This window comes from Blautia sp. CGZ-1-C1, assembly GCF_056504575.1.
The window spans coordinates 1-22,627 of record NZ_JBWLUT010000065.1 but is presented as its reverse complement, the minus strand read 5'-3'; the positions used below and the strand labels follow the sequence as shown (position 1 = coordinate 22,627).

General features: G+C 42.9%; 19 protein-coding genes. All 19 read right to left on the bottom strand.

Annotated features, from left to right (window positions below; translation table 11 throughout):
• Window positions 1-24 precede the first annotated feature (24 nt).
• A complete protein-coding gene (locus tag AC058W_RS04895) occupies window positions 25-2,259 on the bottom strand; it encodes a peptidoglycan D,D-transpeptidase FtsI family protein (protein WP_479389778.1) in 2,235 nt (744 codons plus the stop codon).
• 8 nt (window positions 2,260-2,267) lie between these two features.
• Window positions 2,268-2,846, bottom strand: a complete 579-nt coding sequence (locus tag AC058W_RS04890) for an FtsB/FtsL family cell division protein (protein ID WP_178761100.1) — start codon at window positions 2,844-2,846, stop codon at window positions 2,268-2,270.
• A gap of 15 nt (window positions 2,847-2,861) precedes the next feature.
• Entirely contained in the window at window positions 2,862-3,797 is a 936-nt protein-coding gene (gene rsmH / locus AC058W_RS04885) for a 16S rRNA (cytosine(1402)-N(4))-methyltransferase RsmH (RefSeq protein ID WP_117674380.1), read from the bottom strand.
• Window positions 3,798-3,848: 51 nt separating this feature from the next.
• On the bottom strand, window positions 3,849-4,280 hold the full coding sequence (gene mraZ / locus AC058W_RS04880; protein WP_117674379.1) for a division/cell wall cluster transcriptional repressor MraZ: 432 nt from the start codon (window positions 4,278-4,280) through the stop codon (window positions 3,849-3,851).
• 297 nt (window positions 4,281-4,577) lie between these two features.
• Window positions 4,578-5,921, bottom strand: a complete 1,344-nt coding sequence (gene lgt, locus AC058W_RS04875) for a prolipoprotein diacylglyceryl transferase (RefSeq protein WP_243009304.1) — start codon at window positions 5,919-5,921, stop codon at window positions 4,578-4,580.
• Between the two features lie 20 nt (window positions 5,922-5,941).
• On the bottom strand, window positions 5,942-7,039 hold the full coding sequence (ychF, locus tag AC058W_RS04870) for a redox-regulated ATPase YchF (protein WP_117674377.1): 1,098 nt from the start codon (window positions 7,037-7,039) through the stop codon (window positions 5,942-5,944).
• A 242-nt stretch (window positions 7,040-7,281) separates the two neighbouring features.
• Window positions 7,282-8,010: a thiamine diphosphokinase gene (locus tag AC058W_RS04865; protein ID WP_117844131.1), complete on the bottom strand. Its 729-nt coding sequence runs from the start codon at window positions 8,008-8,010 to the stop codon at window positions 7,282-7,284.
• Window positions 8,011-8,018: 8 nt separating this feature from the next.
• The gene (gene rpe / locus AC058W_RS04860) at window positions 8,019-8,690 is read right to left on the bottom strand and encodes a ribulose-phosphate 3-epimerase (RefSeq protein WP_178761097.1); all 672 of its coding nucleotides are present in this window, start codon (window positions 8,688-8,690) and stop codon (window positions 8,019-8,021) included.
• On the bottom strand, window positions 8,650-9,570 hold the full coding sequence (rsgA, locus tag AC058W_RS04855) for a ribosome small subunit-dependent GTPase A (protein WP_479389777.1): 921 nt from the start codon (window positions 9,568-9,570) through the stop codon (window positions 8,650-8,652). The genes rpe and rsgA overlap by 41 nt, the downstream gene beginning before the upstream one ends.
• A gap of 3 nt (window positions 9,571-9,573) precedes the next feature.
• Window positions 9,574-11,778, bottom strand: coding sequence for a Stk1 family PASTA domain-containing Ser/Thr kinase (pknB, locus tag AC058W_RS04850; RefSeq protein ID WP_118590490.1), 2,205 nt, complete (start codon window positions 11,776-11,778; stop codon window positions 9,574-9,576).
• On the bottom strand, window positions 11,772-12,518 hold the full coding sequence (locus tag AC058W_RS04845; RefSeq protein WP_117674372.1) for a Stp1/IreP family PP2C-type Ser/Thr phosphatase: 747 nt from the start codon (window positions 12,516-12,518) through the stop codon (window positions 11,772-11,774). The genes pknB and AC058W_RS04845 overlap by 7 nt, the downstream gene beginning before the upstream one ends.
• Before the next feature lies 1 nt (window position 12,519).
• Window positions 12,520-13,560: a dual-specificity RNA methyltransferase RlmN gene (gene rlmN, locus AC058W_RS04840; protein WP_117674371.1), complete on the bottom strand. Its 1,041-nt coding sequence runs from the start codon at window positions 13,558-13,560 to the stop codon at window positions 12,520-12,522.
• 3 nt (window positions 13,561-13,563) lie between these two features.
• Window positions 13,564-14,916, bottom strand: a complete 1,353-nt coding sequence (gene rsmB, locus AC058W_RS04835; protein WP_118516567.1) for a 16S rRNA (cytosine(967)-C(5))-methyltransferase RsmB — start codon at window positions 14,914-14,916, stop codon at window positions 13,564-13,566.
• A complete protein-coding gene (locus AC058W_RS04830) occupies window positions 14,909-15,601 on the bottom strand; it encodes a zinc metallopeptidase (RefSeq protein ID WP_117674369.1) in 693 nt (230 codons plus the stop codon). Before AC058W_RS04830 ends, rsmB begins: the two co-directional genes overlap by 8 nt.
• A 4-nt stretch (window positions 15,602-15,605) precedes the next feature.
• The gene (fmt, locus tag AC058W_RS04825; protein WP_117674368.1) at window positions 15,606-16,553 is read right to left on the bottom strand and encodes a methionyl-tRNA formyltransferase; all 948 of its coding nucleotides are present in this window, start codon (window positions 16,551-16,553) and stop codon (window positions 15,606-15,608) included.
• A gap of 254 nt (window positions 16,554-16,807) precedes the next feature.
• Window positions 16,808-17,284 (bottom strand): peptide deformylase, encoded by a 477-nt coding sequence (gene def / locus AC058W_RS04820; protein ID WP_117674367.1) that lies wholly within the window; start codon window positions 17,282-17,284, stop codon window positions 16,808-16,810.
• Between the two features lie 32 nt (window positions 17,285-17,316).
• Entirely contained in the window at window positions 17,317-19,536 is a 2,220-nt protein-coding gene (gene priA, locus AC058W_RS04815) for a replication restart helicase PriA (RefSeq protein ID WP_479389776.1), read from the bottom strand.
• A 16-nt stretch (window positions 19,537-19,552) separates the two neighbouring features.
• Complete coding sequence (locus tag AC058W_RS04810; RefSeq protein WP_178761095.1) at window positions 19,553-21,010, bottom strand: UDP-N-acetylmuramoyl-L-alanyl-D-glutamate--2,6-diaminopimelate ligase; 1,458 nt, start codon at window positions 21,008-21,010, stop codon at window positions 19,553-19,555.
• Window positions 21,011-21,194: 184 nt separating this feature from the next.
• On the bottom strand, window positions 21,195-22,627 hold a 1,433-nt coding region (locus AC058W_RS04805; RefSeq protein WP_479389775.1), incomplete at its 5' end, for an LPXTG cell wall anchor domain-containing protein.

Genomic DNA, 22,627 nt, shown 5'->3' with positions numbered 1-22,627 from the left:
CCATAAACCGTCATAAATAATTCCTTATTCCAGTCCGGCTTCTTCGTTTGTGATGCCATCACTCTCTGCATTATTATCCTGTGTTGTCTCCGCCTCATCATCTTCCAGCGGTGCAGGTGCATCCGGATTGGAAACTGCATCTCCGGAGGAGTCTGTATCTGTACTTCCTGCAGCAGAAACCAGATTTGTGGACATCTTATAATTTCCATTATCATCTAAAATATGATCTCCGTTAGCATCTAACAGATATCCATTTTCATCAATTCGGTTTCCATCCCAGTCAATAAGATTTCCATCTGCGTCTTCCAGGTTTCCGTCACTGTTCAGTGCGCCGCCTGAAACACTCTTTAAGTGTCCTTTAAAGCCTTCCCATAACTCTGTCTCCGGTACTGTTCCATCTTCTGATTCATCCGGTGTTACATTCAGATAAGGCAGGAGTTCAGAAAGAATTCCCTGTGCAATATACTGTGGATAAGTACTGTTTGCCTGATCATCAACATTCGGCTCATCGACTACTACATAGATTACAACTGCCGGATCATCGACAGGTGCAAATCCAATAAAAGAAACCAGATATTTGCCATTTCCTCGAGGATATTTCTCGGCTGTACCTGTTTTACCACCTGAACTGTAACCCTGTACTTTAGAATGGCGGCTGGTACCCTGCTGTACACTTAATGCCATGTAACTTCTGATATCACTTGAGATTCTTGAAGAAATCGTCTGTTTCAGAAGTGTTGGCGTAATCGTTTTTACTGTACTGCCATTGCTGTCCAGAATTTTTGTTACCAGATGTGGCTGATAATAATATCCGCCATTGATAACAGAACTCATTGCATTTACTTCCTGGATCATTGTGCAGGTAAATCCCTGGCCGAAAGCTGAGCAGGCAAGCTCTGTCTCTCCCATGGAATCTTTCGTATGGATAATGCCGGCGCCTTCATTTGGAAGGTCGATCCCAGTTCTCGTTCCGAAGTTAAACAGACTCTGCGCCTTGATAAACTGGGTAGCTCCCATCTTGGCGCCAATCTGCATCATCGCATCATTACAGGAGTTGGCGATTACTTCGCCCAGTGTTTCCGTACCATGTGCACTTGGATAAACCGCACATTTAATCATGGTATCTCCGAAAGTCTGAGAACCATCACACACGAATGTATCTGTCTCCTGAATTGCACCTTTTTCCAGTGCAGAAGCCATAACGATCGGTTTTACTACAGATCCCGGTTCATAGGCATCTGTCACACAGAAGTTGCTCCACATACCATTTAAAGCCTCAACCGTTTCCTCATCATTCATAGCTTTAATTTCATCTTCAGTATATACATTAGATAAATCTCGCGGATTATTCAGATCATAACGGTCACCGCCATCCATGGCAATAATCTCACCAGTGGAAGGATTCTCGACAATAACACCGATATTCTCGGCTCCCATTGCTTCTTTAAATCCATTGACATACTTCTCAACGATCTGCTGTGCCCCGATATCAATGCTTGTCTGAATACTCTTACCATTTACAGCAGGAATGATTGTCTGTTCTACGTCTGAATCATTATTGATATATCCATACTGTCTTCCATCCACACCTGTCAGCGTGCTGTTATAATATCCTTCCAATCCGATATCTGCAACATCTCTGTCCAGTGCAAACCCAACCGTATCACAGGCAGTTTCATTAAACGGATAACTTCTCAGGTAATCTTCCTCAAACCAGATACCTTTGATGTCATCTCTCTCTTTTGCCTGTGCAGCTGTGAGTCCCGAATCCTCATCTTCAGCCTTATATGCCTCAAATTCTTTCTTCTTATCCATAGATAACTGTTTCATCAGAATCTGATACTGGCTCTTGCTCGTTCTTGAATCTGACAGAAGAGAGCGCACCGTTTCTTCGTCAATTCCCAACACTTCGTTTAACGCCCGAATCGTCGGCTCTACGTAATCCTCATCGGAATTTACTGTTTTACAATCCAGGATCACATTATAAACTTTATTGCTGGTGGCCAGGATATTTCCGTTTTTATCATAAATATCGCCTCTTTTTGCCGGCAGTACCTGACTTTCATATTTCTGCTGAGCCTGGCTTAATACCTGTTTCTTATATTTTCTTCCATCAGTAGCATTAATAAATGTAATTCTTAGTATTAATACTACTAAAGCCAGTAATACTAGTCCAAATAGTATTACCAGCTTCTCTTTCATCTTTTGATTTATTTTTCTCTTAGGTTTTCTGCGGCCTCTTTTTCGTGTATTACTCAATTAATCACCTACTTTGAATCTGGTATATCCTGATACTGTCTCACATAGCTGTTGCCGGATGTAGAATAGGTTACTGTCTGATCATCTGATGGATATTTCATTCCCAGTCTTCCCAGTGCAGTCTGCTTGATCTGATTCAGATCCACATTAGATGTGACCTGACTGTAATATGCATCATTATCTTCTTTTAAGCTTGCCAGCTCTTCCTCAAGGGATGCGACTGTACTCATTTTCGCTGTGATCTCCGATTTATACCGCAGATACTTCACAGAGCAAAACAATATAGCTACACACATAACAGCCAGAAATGCTACAAATCCCCAGTTCATTGCTGCTGCTTTCTGTCTGTTCTTCTGTGCTTCTTTACTTAACTGATGTTTCTGCTTTGGTACCGGTGCCGGCTGGGCCTGCACCCTGCGGTTTCGATTCGGCTGCTGTTTTCCCGGATATGGTCTCTGCGGCTGTCTGGTTCTCTCCGGAACTTCCGCAAGTCGTCTGACCGTATTTCCCTCAACATACATTCCTCTGTTTACTCTGGCATTGTTCCTGCTTCTTCTAGCTGTTTCAGTCCTGGTCGTTTTCGCCATTTCATGCCTCTCTAATTATAATACTCTCTCAAAAATTCTAAGCTTTGCACTCTTAGAACGCGGATTTTCTTCCATCTCTGTCTCCCCGGGAAGAATCGGCTTTCTTGTGATCACTTTTCCCTTTGATTTCTTTCCACATACACATACCGGGAAATCTGAAGGACATGTACATGGATTCTCATTTTTTCTGAAAATCGTCTTAACGATTCTGTCTTCTAGTGAGTGAAAAGTGATGATGCAAAGTCTTCCTCCGTCATCAAGGATATCAATCATTCCATCCAGTGAATCTCTCAGTACATCAAGCTCCCTGTTAAGTTCAATTCGGATTGCCTGAAAAGTTCTCTTAGCGGGATGTCCTGATTTCACCTGCATCTTCATTGGGATAGATTCCCTGATGATCTCTGTGAGTTCTCCGGTCGTAGTGATCGGCTTCACCTGCCTTGCGGCAACTATATGTTTTGCGATGTTCTTCGCAAATTTATCTTCACCGTAGTCACGAATGATACGGTATAACTCTTTCTCTTCATAGCCATTGACAATATCACTGGCTGTCTGCATCTGGCGCTGATCCATTCGCATATCAAGCGGCGCATCTACCCTGTAGGTAAAACCGCGCTCCTCATTATCAAGCTGATAGGAAGATACTCCAAGGTCAAGTAGAATCCCGTCGACTTTGTTGATGCCTCTTGCTGCCAGTTCCGGTACCATGTAACAATAATTGCTGCGAATGACAGTAGCCTGTTTAAAGGGTGCTAACCTCTCACTCGCAGCAATTATCGCATCTTGGTCCTGATCTATGCCAATAAATCTCCCCTTGGCAGAAAGCTTCTTACATACCTCACGGGCATGTCCCGCACCTCCTAAAGTGCCATCCACGTAGATTCCGTCTGGTTTGATATTCAAACCTTCAATGGTCTCTTCCAGTAATACAGATTTGTGTTTAAATTCCATATCCGTCTCCTGTCTGGATTTACTCTGCAAGATACTTTAAACGATTCCTGATTAAATAGTGATTCCCAGGTCCTGCATGCTCTCTGCAATGCTGTCCATGTCATCATAATTACAGTTCTCGCTCCACTTTTCTTTGCTCCAAACTTCGATCCTGTTCAGATTACCAGTCAGAACTACATCCTTCTCTAAACCTGCAAATTCACGCAGAGTCTGCGGTACAAGGATTCGCCCCTGTTTGTCCAGTTCGCATGTAGTTGCTCCGGCAACAAAAAATCGTGAAAAAGTTCTCGCATTTTTATTTGTAAGTGGTAATGCTCTGAGTTTCATTTCAAAGGATTCCCATTCATCCATCGGATAAATAGAAAGACAGCCATCAAGTCCTTTTGTCAAAACAAACTCTTCCCCTAAGAGTTCCCTGAATTTAGAAGGAATGATCAGGCGCCCCTTCGCGTCGATCGTGTGGTTATACTCTCCCATGAACATGTTACTCACCTACTCTCACGAAATCTGATTCTCCCCTTCAGATTTCTCAGGTGGTAATGGTCTTCTCTGCCATTATTCCCCCATTCACCACCACTATTCACCACTTTCTACCACTTATGTGTTTATTCTAAACTATTTAGGCTGAAAAAACAAGGGGGAGAAACAGATTTTTGAAATTTAGAACTCTGTTAACATTTATGAAATAACCTTATTTTTAAGAAAAAATATAAATTTTATACGTAAAAAGTGGGATGAAATACCACTTTCACCCCACTCAACTTTCAGATCTGTTGTTTTTTATACATCTTCTTTAGAATTTGTGGGAGAATTTCCCACATGTTGCCTCCACTCTTCTGGAATATGTGCATATTCTGAGTTTTCCCAGTTCACATTTTCATCCGAATCTTCTGATTTTTTTTCAGCTACTTTTGTCTGCGTTTCTTTTTTATCAGCATTTTTATTCTTCTCAAGCTGATCATTTATCTCTGATGGAATACTCTGCACATCTTGCTTCTGTTCTTCTGGTAGATTTTGTATTTCCTGATTTCTGTCTGCATCCGCCTGCATCTTTGTCTCTGATTCTGCATTCTTACTTATGTCTGTATTCTCATCTATATCTGCATTCAGATGTTCCTTATTTAACTTCAACAGGCTGACCTCTTTATCAGTACCTGACTGTGCTTTTATTTTCAGTTCGGTACTGACTTCAGAAGTATCTTTCTGCTCCTCATTCTCTTTTTTCCGGATTTCATCCAGCAGAAAACGTTTTCTCCTCCGCCTGCGTATGGCATCTCTTTTCTGTGTCATCACTCCACGCACGATCACTACCGGTGTGCAGATGATGAACAATGCCGCAGAAATTATCAGAGAAATTCCCAGTTTTGTTCCCGGAATATAAAGTTTATCTGTTCTGAGCCATTCGAAGAAGAATCTTCCGAGACCATATCCTGCCAGATAGATCATAAATAATTCCCCCTCAAATCTTTTCTTCCTTCTAAGAGCCAGTAATAACAGCAATAAAATCAGGCACCACAGACTTTCATAGAGAAAAACCGGTTGTACCTGAATATATGAAATCCCATCTACAGTCAGCAGATTATCACGCATATTTCCGGAAACTTCCCCCGAGCGCACAGCAGAAAGTGGAAGCTGCATTACCCATGGAAAATCTGCATATTCTCCAAAGGACTCTCTGTTAAAAAAATTTCCCCATCGTCCGATTATCTGCCCCAGAAGAATTCCCAGACTTGCAATATCCGCTGCCCGCCAGAATGACATCTTTGCAAGTTTGCAAAATACTGCCGCTGCACAGCAGCCGGCAAGCAGGCCTCCATAGAAAGCATATCCACCATTTCGAAAATCCAGGATTTCATTTAAATTTCCCTTATAAAGTTCCCATGAAAAAGCCACATAAAACAGCCTGGAACCGACCACAGAGAACAAAAGCGAAATAATCGTCATATCCAGATATTTATTCTGGTCTTCCCCACTTCGTTTCGCCTCAAGTGTCACAAGCCCCATCCCCAGAAGTGCACCGATTGCGATCAGCACACCATAAATGGTAAACTCCATTCCAAATATCTGAAATGAACGGGGCACATAACTCAAAACCAGGTCAAGTCCCGGAAAACGTATCGACATTTCCATATATCACCCGTTTATTATACATTGAAACGGAATAAAATTACATCTCCATCCTGTACAATGTATTCTTTACCTTCCATTCTTACAAGACCTTTCTCTCTGGCGCCTGCATAGGAACCGCAGTCCAGAAGATCCTGATAATTTACAACTTCAGCTTTGATAAATCCTCGCTCAAAATCTGTATGGATCTTACCTGCTGCCTGAGGAGCTTTTGTACCGATCTTAATGGTCCATGCTCTTGTCTCATCTTCACCGGCAGTAAGGAAACTCATCAGTCCAAGGAGATGATAACTTGCTTTTACAAGTTTCTCAAGACCAGATTCTGTTAATCCAAGATCTTCGAGGAACATTTTCTTTTCATCTTCATCCAGTTCGGAAATCTCTTCTTCGATCTCTGCACAGATTACAAAAATCTCACTGTTCTGTTCTGCCGCATATTTGCGTACTGCCTGTACATGCGCATTATTCGCACCGTCATCAGCCAGATCATCCTCTGCAACATTTGCCGCATAGATCACTGGTTTCCATGTGAGCAGATTGTAAGTAGCCATCCAGCCTTCTTCATCTTCGCTCTCAAGTTCCATAGTGATTGCCATCTTGCCATCTTCCAGATGAGCTTTTACTTTCTGAAGGAAATCAAGTTCCTTGGCAGCCTCTTTGTCCATACGTGCTGTCTTTGTAACTTTAGCGATTCTTCTCTCAAGAATCTCAAGGTCTGAGAAGATCAGCTCAAGGTTGATTGTTTCAATATCACGAAGAGGATCAATACTTCCATCTACATGGATGACATTTGAATCCTCGAAGCAACGTACCACATGAACGATTGCATCTACCTCACGGATGTTTGCAAGGAACTGGTTTCCAAGTCCTTCACCTTTGGATGCTCCTTTTACAAGCCCTGCGATATCTACGAATTCAATCACAGCAGGTGTCACTTTTTTAGAATGATAAAAATCACCCAGAAGTTTCAGTCTCTCATCCGGCACAGTAACGACACCTACGTTCGGGTCGATCGTACAGAATGGATAGTTTGCGGATTCTGCTCCTGCTTTTGTCAACGAGTTAAATAATGTACTTTTTCCAACGTTTGGTAATCCAACAATTCCCAGTTTCATCTCTTTAATATTTCTCCTTTTAATGTACTGATCTTATGATAATCGCATCAGATCAAATTGTATGATGGCAAAGGCAAAAGAGCCCTTTACTTTTGTCATCTTTTATATTTTTACACAAATACTTTCATTATTTTATCATAACCCCTTATGATGTGCAAGTTGCTGTTCACTGCACATGTGACAATATCGGCGATACAAGAGATATGAAAAATAAAATGAAGCAGGGGACTTACCTGATTCGGTTAATCTCGCGACATAATCATAAGAAGTGTCCCTGATTCGTAAGTTACTTTTGCATATTCCTCACTGATTTCATTGCTGACTGTCAGTCCGCTGTCAGCAGTTGTCAGGTGGTATTTATCCAGAGGATATTTAAATCCTTCCAGTGTCAGACCTGTCACATCTCCTCCCAACGGGAAAAATGACACGTACTTTCCAAACTGTTCTGCTTTTTTAAGAATTGTTCCGCTGGGGATGAGCTTCATGTAATTATAGCGATCTGCCAGTGCCACCTCTGTGTCCTGTTTCTGCGCCAGGATGAGCAGACCGAAATTCGCCATCAGATGATCTACTCTGTTTCCTGTCACGCCGAGGATCACAATTTCTTTCGCGCCATTTTGGATTGCATAGTTCATTGCAGACTGTGTATCGGAATCATCCTTCTCAGGACGCAGACGCACGACTTCGACTACTTTTCCTTCACCTTTTTGCAATTTCCACTCCAGCATCCCACCGTATGGAATATCTTCGTTTTGCATTTCCAGAAAATTTTTTCCATCCTCCGAAAGGCTGTCAAAGTCTCCAATCACTACATCCGGTAAGATCAGATAATCCAGAAAGAACTCCAGACCGCGGTCCGCCGCGATCAGACGTATATTTTCTCTTCCGGCTTTTTCTATATTCTTTTTTAAAAAATAGAGGGCAAAATCACTCTGGATATCGCCCCCGCTTACAATTATCGTATCTATCATGCTGTTCCTCAGTCAATTTTTCTTATGATCTCATCCATCTGTTCTTTTGCATGTTTTACATTTTTCTCCAGATTGCCCTTGAAAACATAAGAACCGGCTACCAGCAGATTTGCACCTGCTGTCAACACTGTTTCCATTGTCTCATCATTGATTCCGCCATCAACCTGAACATCTACATCCAGATTCTCAGCTTCGATCAGTTCACGTACTTCCTTAATTTTCTCTGTGCATTCATCCATATATTTCTGTCCGCCAAATCCCGGCTGTACAGTCATAATAAGAACCATGTCCACATCCTGAAGCATATGACTGATGTCATTTACAGGCGTAGCAGGTTTGATAGAAATTCCTACTTTCACACCGGCTTCACGGATCTGTTCAATTGTTCTCTCTAAATCTTCACATGCTTCTGCATGCACTGTAATAGAATCTGCACCACATTCAACAAAGTCTCTGATATATCTCTCAGGCTCAGTCACCATAAGATGTACATCAAAGAACATCTTTGATTCCTTTCGAATAGACTTGATCACCGGCATTCCAAAAGAGATGCTTGGTACAAAATCACCATCCATAACATCAATATGGAGCCATTCGATCCCTTCCTTCTCCAGAATTTTAATCTGTTCGCCCAAACGGTTAAAATCTGCCGATAAAATAGAAGGGCACAACTGATACATAATTAGAATCTCCTTTCTCTTTTAATTCGTCATAAAGTCCCAGGTAATCTTCATATCGAAGCTGACTGATTTTGTGTTCAGCCAACGCTTTCTTTACGCCACAGTCCGGTTCATGGATATGCCTGCATCCCTGAAATCTGCACTGATCTTCATATTTACGAAACTCCGGAAAATAATCTTTAAGCTCCTGTTCTTCTATATCCGTAAGGTATAAAGAAGAAAATCCAGGCGTATCCATCAGATAGGTGTCATGTCCTACCGGAATTACCTGCGAATGGCGTGTCGTATGTTTTCCACGCTTTAACTTCTTACTTATTTCCCCTGTTTCCATCTGTACATTTTCCTGCAATGCATTAGTAATTGAGGATTTTCCCACACCTGAAGGACCGGCAACTACTGTTGTCTTTCCCTGGAGAATCTCCCGGATTTCATCCAGTCCGTCTCCGTTGAAAGTGCTGGAAAAAATCACATGATATCCACAACTCTTATATGTCTCATACAAAAGTTCCAGTTCTTCCTGTTTTGCGAGATCTTTCTTATTAAAACATATCACTGCCGGAACTTCTTCCTTCTCCATCATGATCAGGAAACGATCCAGCAACATAAAATTAGGTTTCGGATTCTCCATTGCAAAAATCACAAACGCCTGATCTACATTGGCAACCGCCGGACGGATCAGTGAATTTTTTCTGGCAAGGATGGCAGTTACACTGCCCTCCTTCTCCTGTTCATCCAAAACTTCAATTTCCACGTTATCCCCGACAAGAGGTTTCTGTTTATCTTTTCTGAATATTCCTTTGGCTTTGCATTCATAAATCTCATCATTCTCTGCATAGATGTAATAAAATCCTGCAATCCCTTTAATTATCTTTCCCTGCATGGATTACTCTGCCTTAGCGAACGTAATGGAATAATTTCCAAGTTCCTGATAAGTTCCGTTAATCTGCTCGGACAGATATAAAGTACCTTCACTGATACCAGGTGCTCCTGTGATATCCAGATCATATGGGAACTGTATTACCTGATCTTGCAAAACAACAGATGCTGTCGGTGTTCCATTTACATTCTGAATCAGTTCCAGACGGACCGGGCCACCTGTATATCCTGCCGGAGTATTCAGAGTCTGGGTACATTTCCACACTTCTCCTGCTGCCACAGCCGCGCTGTTATCTGTTGATGCAGTATCAGTTGTCTGTGCTGCACTGTCTGATGTACCTGCTGCATTTGCAGTATCCGTATTCTGCACAGATGCAGGATCCTGATCTCCCGTACTTACTGTGATCACAACATTAACTGTATCCGGATCTTCCCAGTTGCCAGCTTCCGGTTCCTGAGAGATTACCTCTCCGGCAGCTACATCTGTACTTCTTTCCTCTTTTACTTCTACATTGAGGAATTTACCAAAAGTAGTAACTGCATCATTCTTTGTCATTCCGACAACACTCGGAACTTCTACACTGTCACCATAGTCAACACCCCGGCTGACAACCAGTGTAACTGTATCACCTGCTGAAACAGATGCTCCGGCATCCGGAGTTGTAGAATATGCATATCCAGGATCAACAAGCGGAGTGCCATCATCATTTAATTCGCTGTATTCTTTCTGAACATTAACGGTCAATCCCATATCTTCAAGAGTCTGCTGTGCATCCACACCAGTCTGTCCATCTACATCAGGAACTGTGATCTGCTGCGCACCCTTACTGATATAATATTTAATGGTCGTATACTGTTCTACCTTACTTCCATGTGGAATATCCTGGGAAGAAATCGTTCCCTTCGCCTGAGTGGAAGCTTCCTCACCCATCGGCTGGATACCAAGTTTCATATCTTTTGTGATATTCTTTGCCTCATCCTCTGTCTTTCCTACGAGATTCGGTACAGTAACCATTCCGTCATCGTCAGTTTTCGATGTATCTGTTGTTTCTGTCTTTGTCTCTGTCTGACTCTTGCTTCCAAGTAATCCGGATGCTTTTCCTGCAACGAGGATGATTGCAATAAGAATCACAACTCCCAGAAGAAGCACTGCGATCGTCAATCCATGACCGCCGCCTTTTTTCTTCTTCTCAGTCTTTCCTGATTTCTTTCTGCGAGACTTCTCTTCCGGTTCATCATCATAATCAGTCTCATTGATTTCTTCTTCCAGAGCTTCCGGTTCTGATTTCGCGATCTGCTTTGGCATATGCTTGATCTCGCCGAGCTCTTTATCTGAAATTACAACAGTTTTTGCTTCATTATCTACTGATGTCAGAGTTACGAAATCCCCTTGTGGATCAATAAGAGAATGTTTCAGATCTGCGATCACATCCTCCATATTCTGATAACGGCGGTCAACACTCTTCTGTGTACATTTCAGAATGATCTGTTCCAGACTGTGTGGCAGTTCCTCTGTGTAGACACTCGGCGGGACCATCTCTTCCTGAAGATGCTTGATAGCGATTGCTACTGTTGTATCCCCGTCGAATGGAACCTTGCCGGTAACCATCTCATACATGGTGATACCAAGTGAATAAATATCGCTCTTCTCATCGCTGTATCCGCCACGTACCTGTTCCGGTGAACTATAATGAACAGATCCCATTACATTAGAGCTTATCGTATTAGAAGATGCCGCTCTCGCAATTCCAAAATCTGTAACTTTTACCTTACCATCCATAGAGATGATAATGTTCTGCGGTTTCACATCACGGTGTACGATTCCATGACTGTGTGCTGCCTCAAGTCCCATAGACACCTGAATCGCAATACTTGTCGCTTCTTTTACAGAGAGTTTCCCTTTCTTGGAAATATACTCCTTAAGAGTAATTCCCTCTATCAGTTCCATAACAATATAGTAAACGCCGTTGTCATCTCCGACATCAAACACGTTGACTATATTTGGATGTGTCAGAACTGCTGCCGCCTGGGCTTCACTTCTGAATTTGCGGATAAATGTTGTATCCTCACGAAATTCCGGCTTAAGAACTTTTACAGCAACAAACCGATTCAGCTTATGGTCTTTTGCTTTGTATACGTCCGCCATTCCGCCGGTACCAATTTTACCTAATATCTCATAGCGTTCGGCTATGATCGTTCCCGTTTTTAACATGCTTTCACCTCATCTGCGAATGGTTCTATCAAAACAATTGCAATATTATCCTTGCCGCCGTTACGGTTTGCTTCTCTGATAAGTATCCTGCCTTTTTCATCCAGATCTGTATCAGTGTCAGAAATGATTTCCAGCATCTGACTGTCCTCAACCATATTGCTCAGTCCATCCGAACACATCAAAACCACATCTCCTGGTTCCAGTTTCAGATCGAAGAAATCAATATCTACTGTCTTTTCCGCTCCAAGCGCTCTTGTAATGATATTTTTCTTAGGATGTTTTCTTGCCTGCTCTGCATCAAGTTCTCCCATCCTTACCATCTCCTGCACCAATGAGTGATCTTTTGTTATCTGTTGGATCTGTTCGCCGACTACATAAAGTCTGCTGTCACCTACATTTGCCACATAAGCATAATGTCCCACAATCGTAGCAGCTACCATTGTAGTTCCCATTCCTCTCAGTTTTTCATCCTGCTGTGCCTGAGTAAGAATTTCGGTATTCACACATTCAATGGCATGACGAATCACCTTGATTGGATTAAAATCCGCATCCTGGCGGATCTCCTCCACCATAGATGTAACTGCATGGGAGGATGCATAATCTCCTGCATTATGACCACCCATTCCGTCTGCAACGACAAACAGATTCGGAAGATTCCCAACCGGCTCAGCGGAGGCGAACACATAATCCTGGTTCATCTTCCGCTTTTGTCCGACATCAGTAGCTGAATATATCCTCATGTCACTTCTCGCTTTCTGTTTTTTCCATATAACTTTTTCTTAACTGTCCACAGGCACCGTCGATATCACTGCCCATTTCCCTTCTAATAGTAACATTTATTCCACATTTTTCAAGTTTTATTTTGAAATTCTCCACCGCCTGGCGGGTTGAACGCACATAGGAACGTTCCTTGATCGGGTTTACAGGAATGAGATTTACATGACAGTTGATATCTTTGATTCTGCCGGAAAGCTCTCTGGCATCCTCATCACTGTCATTTACTCCCGCTACCAGACTGTATTCAAATGTGATCCTGCGCCCTGTTTCTTCAAAATAATGACGACAGGCCTGCAAAACCTCATCCATACTGTATTTATTGGCAATCGGCATCAGTTCCCGGCGTTTTACATCATTTGGCGCATGAAGGGAAAGTGCAAGTGTCATCTGAAGTTTCTCTTTTGCAAGATCATAAATCTTCGGAACCAGTCCACAGGTGGAAACAGTCAGGTTTCTCTGACTGATATGAAGCCCGCCATCTTCTGTCAGGATATGTATAAACCTAAGAAGATTTTCATAATTATCAAGGGGTTCTCCTGTTCCCATCACTACAACATTTGATACTCGTTCTCCTGTCAGCGCCTGTATCCTGTAAATCTGATCCAACATCTCTGACGGCAGAAGGCATCTGGTCAGACCACCAATCGTAGATGCACAAAATCTGCATCCCATACGGCAGCCTACCTGCGAGGAGATACAGACAGAATTTCCATGTTTATATCTCATCAGAACACTCTCGATCACATTTCCATCACTGAGGCGAAACAGATATTTCTGTGTGCCATCAATCTTAGATGTCTGTACATCCACCACCTCAAGTGCTGTGATCGGGTACTCTTTCAGCTTCTCTCGCAGACTTTTGGAAAGATTCGTCATCTCATCATACGAAGTCACAAGATGTTCATGTAGCCAGCTGTATATCTGCTTAGCCCTAAACGGCTTGTCACCCAGAGCAGTCATCAGTTCCTTTAATTCATCTATTGTCATTGACTTAATATCTGTCATTATTTATTTTCTCCTGAATTTCGCAATAAAGAAGCCGTCCGTTTTGTGTACTCCCGGCAAAAGCTGAAGATATCCAAGCGCTGTCGTCTCTGAATGCAGTTCTTCCGGCAGATATGGATCAATACTCTCCAGTTTAAATGGATGATTATTCATAAACCACATCATATTCTCTTCATTCTCTTCCTTCGCAATCGTACAGGTACTAAAGATCAGCGCTCCACCCGGTTTCACGTACTCAGCGGCACGATCCAGGATCGTCCTCTGTAAGATTACAATCTCTTCCTGCTTCTGCGGAGTTACCCTGTATTTGATCTCCGGCTTCTTGCCAATCACTCCATATCCGGAACATGGAACATCTGCAAGAACAATATCCGCTTTCAGCTCTGAATCCACATCAAATACTGTGGCATCCATCACATGTGCCTGTACATTGATAGAATCTGTTCTGTGAATGTTTTCTTCAATCAGGTCTACCTTATACTGGCTTACATCTCTGGCATCTACGGTTCCATAATCTCCCATTTTATCTCCCACATGGAGACTTTTTCCTCCAGGAGCTGCACACATATCGATAATGTAGTCACCTTTCTGTGGATTGGCAACTTCTGCAACCAGCATAGAACTTACATCCTGCACCTGGATTTTTCCATGGATAAAGGCATCCAGCGCCAGAATATGGTTATAATTTGAAATTTCATATGCATATGGAAGATACGGTGCCGGTTTTACCTCCACTCCCTGATCTATAAGACTCTGATAAATCTCTTCCTGTGGGAATTTATGTGTTCTGCATCTCACAGTGATTGGCTTCTCTGTCAGGAAATCTGCAAGAATTTTCTCTGTCTTCTCTTCACCGTAATCCGCAAGCCAGCGGTTTACCAGTGTTTCCGGCATGGAATATCTGACAGATAAATATCTGACCAGATTCTCCTCCCTGGACGGAAGCTTCAGATTCTTCCATTCTCTTGCAATCGTCCGAAGCACTCCGTTGACAAACGGTTTCAGGCTGTAAAAACCTTTTCTTTGTGCCAGCTTCACAGCCTCATTACATACGGCACTGTCTGGTACGCTATCCATAAAACGGATCTGATACACAGCACTTCTTAAGATTTCCCTGATTACGGGTTTCATTTTATCTACAGTTACTTTTGAATAAGAATCAATTATATAATCTATTAAAATACGATATTCCAGAGTTCCCTCACATACTCTGGTGATAAAAGCTCTCTCCTGTCTTGGAAGGAACTGGTATTTGGAGAGGGCATTACGAATCGCAATGTGACTGTGTTTTCCCTCTTCCTCAATTTCCAGTAAAATCTGTAATATCAGTTCTCTGGTATTTATTCCATTAGTCACGGTCTCTTCCTCCGGCCAGTATGATCAATCTTAAAAGCTGCAGAATAGATGCAGCAAGCGCAGCAACATAAGTAAGTGCTGCTGCTGTAAGAACTTTCTTTGCTCCTTTTACTTCATCTGTTCCAAGCATTCCGGAACTTCCAAGCATTTTCAGCGCTCTGGAAGAAGCATTAAATTCTACCGGAAGCGTCACGAGCTGGAAAAGAACTGCAAAAGTGAACAGTATGATTCCAAGAGTTAAAAGTGGCCGAATAGAGAAAATCAAGCCTGCCAGAAATAATGGCCAGGAAAGTGTTGATCCAATATTCGCCACCGGTACGATCGCAGAACGCAGGTTCAGCGGTACATAGTTTGTTGCATCCTGGATCGCATGCCCGCATTCATGGGCCGCAACTCCAATAGCAGCAACGGATGTTCTGTCATATACATCCTGCGAAAGTGCCAGTCTCTTATTTCTCGGATCATAGTGGTCCGTCAGGCTGCCTGATATCGGCACAACCGTAACATCAGTGATTCCGGCCATATGAAGAATCCTTCTGGCAGCTTCCGCCCCTGTAAGTCCTGATGCACTGCGCACCCTGCTGTAAATAGCAAATGTACTCTTTACCCTTGCTGATGCAGCCAGAGATAACAGCATTCCTATGACCAGTAAAAAATAAGTAGGATCAAAATAATATCCGTACATCTAATCACCCCTTATGATCTGTAAAACAAGTTCCGTTTTCAATATGATATCCACGAAGGAAAGCCTCTGTATCCATACGTTTCTTTCCTTCTAACTGTACTTCTGTAAGAATCAGCGCCCCCTGTCCACATGCGGCATGAATTCCATCTTTATCTGTCAGAAATACCGTTCCCGGTGCAGCATCTGTTTCTTCTGCACTGACCTTACATTTCCATACTTTCAGAGTTTTTCCATTAATAAAAGTATAAGCACTCGGCCATGGATTCAGCCCGCGTACAAGACGTTCCAGCTCTTCTGCCGGTCTGTTAAAATCCATATGTCCCATCTGCTTGGTGATCATGGATGCGTATGGTGTCGGACTCTCCTGTGGCTGTTTCTCAAATTCTGCTGTTCCCTGCTCAATGGATGGCAAAGTTTTGATAAGCAGCTCTGCTCCCGCCTGTGCAAGTTTTCCAAACAGACTTCCGCCTGTTTCTTCCGGTGATAACGGAATCACGATCTTTGAGATCATATCTCCGGTATCAAGGCCTTCTCCCATCTGCATGATCGTAACACCGGATTCTTTTTCTCCGTCAATTACTGCCTGCTGAATCGGGGCTGCACCTCTGTATTTCGGAAGAAGTGATGCATGAATATTAATGCATCCAAACTTCGGAAGTTCCAGAACTTCTTTTGGAATAATCTGTCCAAAAGCAGCAACAATGATGATATCCGGATTGATTTCTTTCAAAGTCTCCAGAAATTCCGGATTATTTCTTACCTTCCGCGGCTGATATACAGGAATCTCATGCATAAGAGCCTCTTCTTTTACAGGTGTCGGCAGTAATGTCTTGCCTCTTCCTTTTGGTTTATCAGGCTGGGTTACTACTGCTGCAACCTCATATCCGGCTTCCACCAGTGCACGTAACGGCGGCACTGCAAAATCCGGAGTTCCCATAAATACTGTTTTCATAATTATATGTCACCTTTTCTTTCTGCTGTGTATTCATACTGACGTATATTTGCATTATTATTGTGTGCCGACAAGTTGATTCTTGAAACAATCTTGCAGGATAAATTTTTTATTTCAAGGCGGAGGAGAGGGGCGTAGCGGTGGCTACGGCGACCGACGACAACGCAGAAATAAGAAATTTAAACGTAAGGTTGTTCAAGAAATCAACTTGTTGGTACACTAGAAATCCGATGCGAATTTATGCAATCAGAATATTATTCCTCATCTTCATCATAAGAAACATGGTGAAGTTCTCCCTCTACCAGCTCTGTATACATATGTCCATCCAGATGATCCAGTTCGTGACAGAATGCACGTGCAAGGAGGCCTTCTCCTTCGTATTCTACCTCATTCATATCCTCATCCTGTGCTTTTACCTTTACATAATTCGGACGTGTTACCTGTCCTGCCATTCCAGGAACGCTTAAGCATCCCTCGTCACCAGTCTGCTCTCCGGATTTCTCAATGATCTCAGGATTAATCAGCACGATCGGGCCTTCTCCTATATCAATTACAACGATACGCTTGAGAATTCCCACCTGCGGTGCAGCGAGGCCAACACCCATCGCATCATACATGGTGTCAAGCATATCTGTAATCAGATCATGGATTCTTGGTGTCATTTTATCCACCGGTCTGCTGACCTTTGTAAGTACTTCGTCGCCTTCTACTCTGATTGTTCTAAGTGCCATTTCTTCATTCTCCTTTTCTTCTGCTTCGTTAATTAACTAAAATCAAACTGTATATATATATTCCTGAAACCGGAATTTATCTCTATATATTTTTCAAGCTGGTCTTTGATTCTGACCAATACCTGATAATCTTCGTGTTTTAAATAAATCACCTGTCTGTAAATATCCTTCACTTTTCCAACTGCCGCATACGCCGGTCCTATTACATGAAGGTCGTTTTCTTTGTAAATCCTTTGTATGTACAGTTTCAGATAATGCATTGCCTGAACCAGAATCTCATCTGACGGACTCGATCCAAGAACTGCCATCATATGTGCAGCCGGCGGATAATCCATAAGCGTGCGATAACTCATTTCTTCCTCATAGAAAGCCTCATAATTCTGCACCGCTGCTGCCTGGATACTGTAATGATCCGGATGATACGTCTGTATCACTGCTTCTCCCGGTTTCTCACCACGGCCGCCACGTCCTGCTGCCTGACACAAGAGCTGGAATGTCCGCTCTGCGCACCGATAATCCTCCGCATTCAATGACAAATCTGCCGCAACAACACCTACCAGTGTCACATCCGGAAAGTCATGACCTTTGACGATCATCTGCGTTCCAATCAGCACATCCGCCTCATGTCTGGCAAAAGATGCCAGAATCTTCTCATAACTGCCCTTCGTTCTTGTTGTATCAAAGTCCATTCTAAGCGTACGGACTCCCACAAAAGTCTCTCTTACCACTTTCTCGATCTGCTGCGTTCCGGCCTTGAAGCCACCGATATAAGGTGACCCGCATACCGGACATGCCTGAGGTTTTCTGATCTCATATCCACAATAATGGCATAAAAGTCTTTCATTATTATGTTCTGATAACGAGACATCGCAATGCGGACATTTCATCACATGTCCACAGGAACGACAGGAAACAAACCCCGCATATCCCCTGCGGTTCAGAAAGAGTATCACCTGCTCTTTCTTCTCAAACCGGAGTTTCATCTTTTCCCTCAATTCTCTGCTGAGTACAGATCTGTTGCCGGCTTTTAATTCCTCTCGCAGATCTACGATCGATACCTGCGGCATAGGTCTGCTTCCATATCTGGCATTTAATCTGACAAGACCATAAACACCTTTCATTGCCTGACTGTAAGCTTCCACAGATGGTGTTGCCGATCCCATTACAACTCTCGCATTCTCCAGACTGGCTCTCTTAATGGATGTTTCCCTTGCATGGTAACGCGGACTGCTTTCACTCTTATAACTAGGCTCATGTTCTTCATCAATAATGATCAGCCCCAGATTGCCAAACGGCGTAAACAATGCTGATCTTGGCCCGATCATCACCTGAACTTCTCCCCTTTTTGCACGTTTAAACTGATCATAACGTTCTCCCTGGGATTGTCTGGAATTGATTACCGACACCTTATCGCCAAACCTCGCGTAAAATCTGCGCACAGTCTGATAAGTAAGCGCGATCTCAGGAATCAGGACTATTGTCTGTTTTCCCTGGGCGATCGTGCTCTCGATCAATTTCATATATACCTGGGTTTTCCCACTTCCTGTCACGCCCTCAATCAACATTGGACGGGGAAATGGCTTTTCCCACTCTTCCAGAATCTGTTTTACCGCTGTTTCCTGTTCATCCGTAAGAGGCAGTGAATCCTCAGCCACGATATCGCCGGTATTTAATGAATTTCGCATTATTTCATCATATTCTATGCGTATAACGCCCTGCTCCTTCATTTTTTTTACAACAGCAGATGTAGCCCCCAATTCCTTTGAGGCAAAAGTAAAATCCAGTCTCTTCTTCTCAAGAAGTTCCCTCAGAAGTCTTGTCCTTGCCCGGAATCTTGTCTTCTCAAGATCCGCAAGCAGTTTATGCCCCTCCTTTTCCGGAATGTCCAAGCAGATATATTTCTTCTCTTTTGCCTTTATCTTCTCCTGAATGGGAAGTACCGTTTTTAAAGCCTGGATCATAGTAGAACCATAGTTTTCTCTCATCCAAGCTGCCAATGCGATCAGACGGGATTCTGTCGTCTCTTCGCCACTGCAGATCTCACAGATATCTTTTATTTTTTCAGCGTCGATCTTAAGCTCTCTTGATAATCCTGTCACATATCCTTTACGTGGCTGGCTGGCGTTTCCAAAGGGGATGGATACTACCATCCCCACCTTTATCTCCTGCTCTAGTCTTTCCGGTACACGATATTGAAAGCTCCGGTCCAGTTTATCACTGGAAATATCAATTATTATATCAGCGTATATCATGAACTCTTTCCTGTTATTATTTTCCTGCAAGAATATCTGCGATCAGAACACGTTCATCCATCGGATATTTCTTTCCTTTGATTTCCTGATAGTCCTCATGTCCCTTACCTGCCAGAACAATGATATCACCAGGTTCGCCATGATGGATGGCATAGGCGATTGCTTCTTTTCTGTCAGCGATCTCCACATATTTTCCATCTGTTTTTGCCATACCGACTTTGATATCATCAATGATTGCCTGAGGTTCTTCATCACGTGGATTATCGGAAGTGATAATCGTAAGGTCTGCAAGCTTTCCTGAAACTTCTCCCATTTCATAGCGGCGAAGCTTTGACCTGTTGCCTCCGCATCCAAACAAACACACCAGCCTGTGCGGATGATATTCTTTCAGCGTTGTCAGAAGACTCTCAAGTGCCATTGCATTGTGAGCATAATCAATCATCAGTGTAAAGTCATCAGAAACTTTCACCATCTCGATACGGCCTTTTACTTTCGCTACCTTTAAAGCTTTCAGGATATTCTCCTCTGAAACTTTGAAATGGCGGCAGATTGCAATTGCTGTCAGTGAATTATAAATACTGAACTTACCTGGAATATCAATTTCTACGTGGAAATCCAGAAGTCCTTTTAAATGGTAGGAAATTCCCAGATAACCTTTTCCTCCGACCAGTTTTGCATCTTCTGCGCGAAGGTCTGCTTCCGGCGAAAATCCATAAGTCTCCAGACTGCATGTATGACCTTCTATAATCTTCTCGAAATGTTCATCATCCCTGTTTACGATTCCAACTTTGCACTGTTTCAGCAATAAGGATTTGCATCTGAGATAATCATCAAAATCTTTGTGTTCATTCGGTCCGATATGATCCGGCTCAATATTTGTAAAGATACCGAAATCAAAGATAAATCCCTGCGTTCTGTGAAGCATCAGTCCCTGAGAAGAAACTTCCATAACAACACAGTCACATCCAGCCTCTACCATCTCATGGAAGTATTCCTGGATCATATAGGATTCAGGAGTTGTATTCTTCGCCGGAATCACTTTATCACCAATGATTGCCTCGATAGTTCCGATCAGACCTACTTTATATCCGGCATTTTCCAGAATGGATTTTACCATATAAGTAGTAGTCGTCTTTCCCTTAGTTCCTGTAATACCGATTGTTTTAAGTTTCTCCGCCGGATGGCCAAAATATGCAGCGGAAATAAATGCCATTGCATATCTTGTATCTTTCACAAGAATAACGGTTACATCTTCCGGTGCTTCTACAGCTTCCTCTACAACCAGTACCTTTGCTCCTTTTGCGATCACATCCGGAACAAATTTATGACCGTCCACTACCGCACCTCTGATACAGATAAAAAGAGAACCTTCTTCGACTTTTCGGGAGTCGTAAATAACATTCTTTACTTCCTGGTCTGTACTGCCCTGAAGGCATGTATATTCCAGTCTTTCTAATAAGGATACTAATTTCATTTTAATCCTCCATATCATTTCCTGCCAACCCGAAATCTCAGAAGGATTCGGGCGAAGTTTTTTATGATACCAGGATTGCGGGAGCAGCATAGCTGCGGAGCAATCCGTGATATCAAGTTAGGGTCAAAAAACCTTTTGACCCTAACATTATTCTATATAAGAATAGCACACCTCCTCACCCGTTTCAATGTCGTTTTTGGCTTCTCAGATAATAAAACGCACTGATTCCTGACATCACTGCAAAAATCCCCAATACGATATACAATGCTATTTCCGTCTCATCTCCTGTCTTTGGTTTACTTGCAGCGGAATATGCACCGGCAGACTTTGACGCATAGCCATATCCATCGCTGTAAGTCTGCACTGTTACAGGTGTAGGCTCCGGTGTAACGGTCGCTGTATTTGTATTCGTTGTCAGAGTAACATTTGACTGGGATTTCATGATCCGGCTGCCTGTCTCATCAGAAATTACCGTCACCTCATTGACAAGTTCCTGGCTTGTAAAATACTGTGGAATCGTCACTGTCGCATAAAGTGCAAAAGCTTCTCCCGGTGCAATCTGTGGAATCAAGGCCTGTGTTCCATTATTGCTTAATGTTACCCCTTCCTTCTGCACAAATTTCGCCAGAATTCCGGCATTTTGAAATCTCTCTGTGCTAAGAACCGAATGCAGCGTCCGCTCTCCTGTATTTCTGATACAAATCTGATAAGTAATCGTATCTCCAGGATATGCCTGTGTTCTGTCCGCTGTCTTTTCCACTTCAAATGCAGCTTTTAATTCCTCTACTGCCACTTGCGCATCTGTCTGACAACTGATCTCCTCATCTTTGCCCGGATATCCGGTTTTCAAAGTCACCGTATGGATCAGTTCTCCTGACTGATTCTCTGTAAGTTGCAAGTTCATGCGAAGTTTCTTTGTCTCACCAGGCTGTAAAGCAGTAATTACTCCCTGTGCGCTATCTGCCACAAATCCATCCATCTGTTCCCAGGAGGCCTTTATATTCTCCATAGAAAAAGAGCTGCGTACCTCAATATTTTCCAGAGAAAGTTCTCCTGTGTTACTTACTGTTAATACATAAGAAATCTTCTGTCCAGATCGTGTTTTATCCACTTCCGGCTGCAATTCTGCCTCAATCCCTGCCTTTGCCTCTGCCACCTGTAAAGAAGCTGCGTCACTCACTGCAAGCACCTGAGCATTATCCTCTGCCTTTTTCCAAAAATAAGCGCCTGATGTTTCCTGTGTCTGTTCTTTCAAAGACAGTTTATCCTGGCACACCGGATAGGATACCGAAACAGGAGAAATCCGATATTCCTCCCTCAGTGAAACCGGTATTTTAAGACTGAATGTATCTGCTTGTGTATCTTTAACCGGTACTTCGCAGGTAAGTTTCGTAATTTCTGTTTCCTGGCCTTTCTGATTCTGAATTTTCACAGATTCCGCCTGCATATCATACTTCAATCCTGTTTCATCCACCTGAAAATACTCGGATATGTATGCTGTAAGAAAGTATCTGACATCCGAAACCTGCTGACTGCTCTCAGGATTCTGACCGTCATTTGTTCCCTGACCTTCCTCTTCCGTCTGTTTATGTTCTTCTGCCTGTCCGTTTTCTCCGG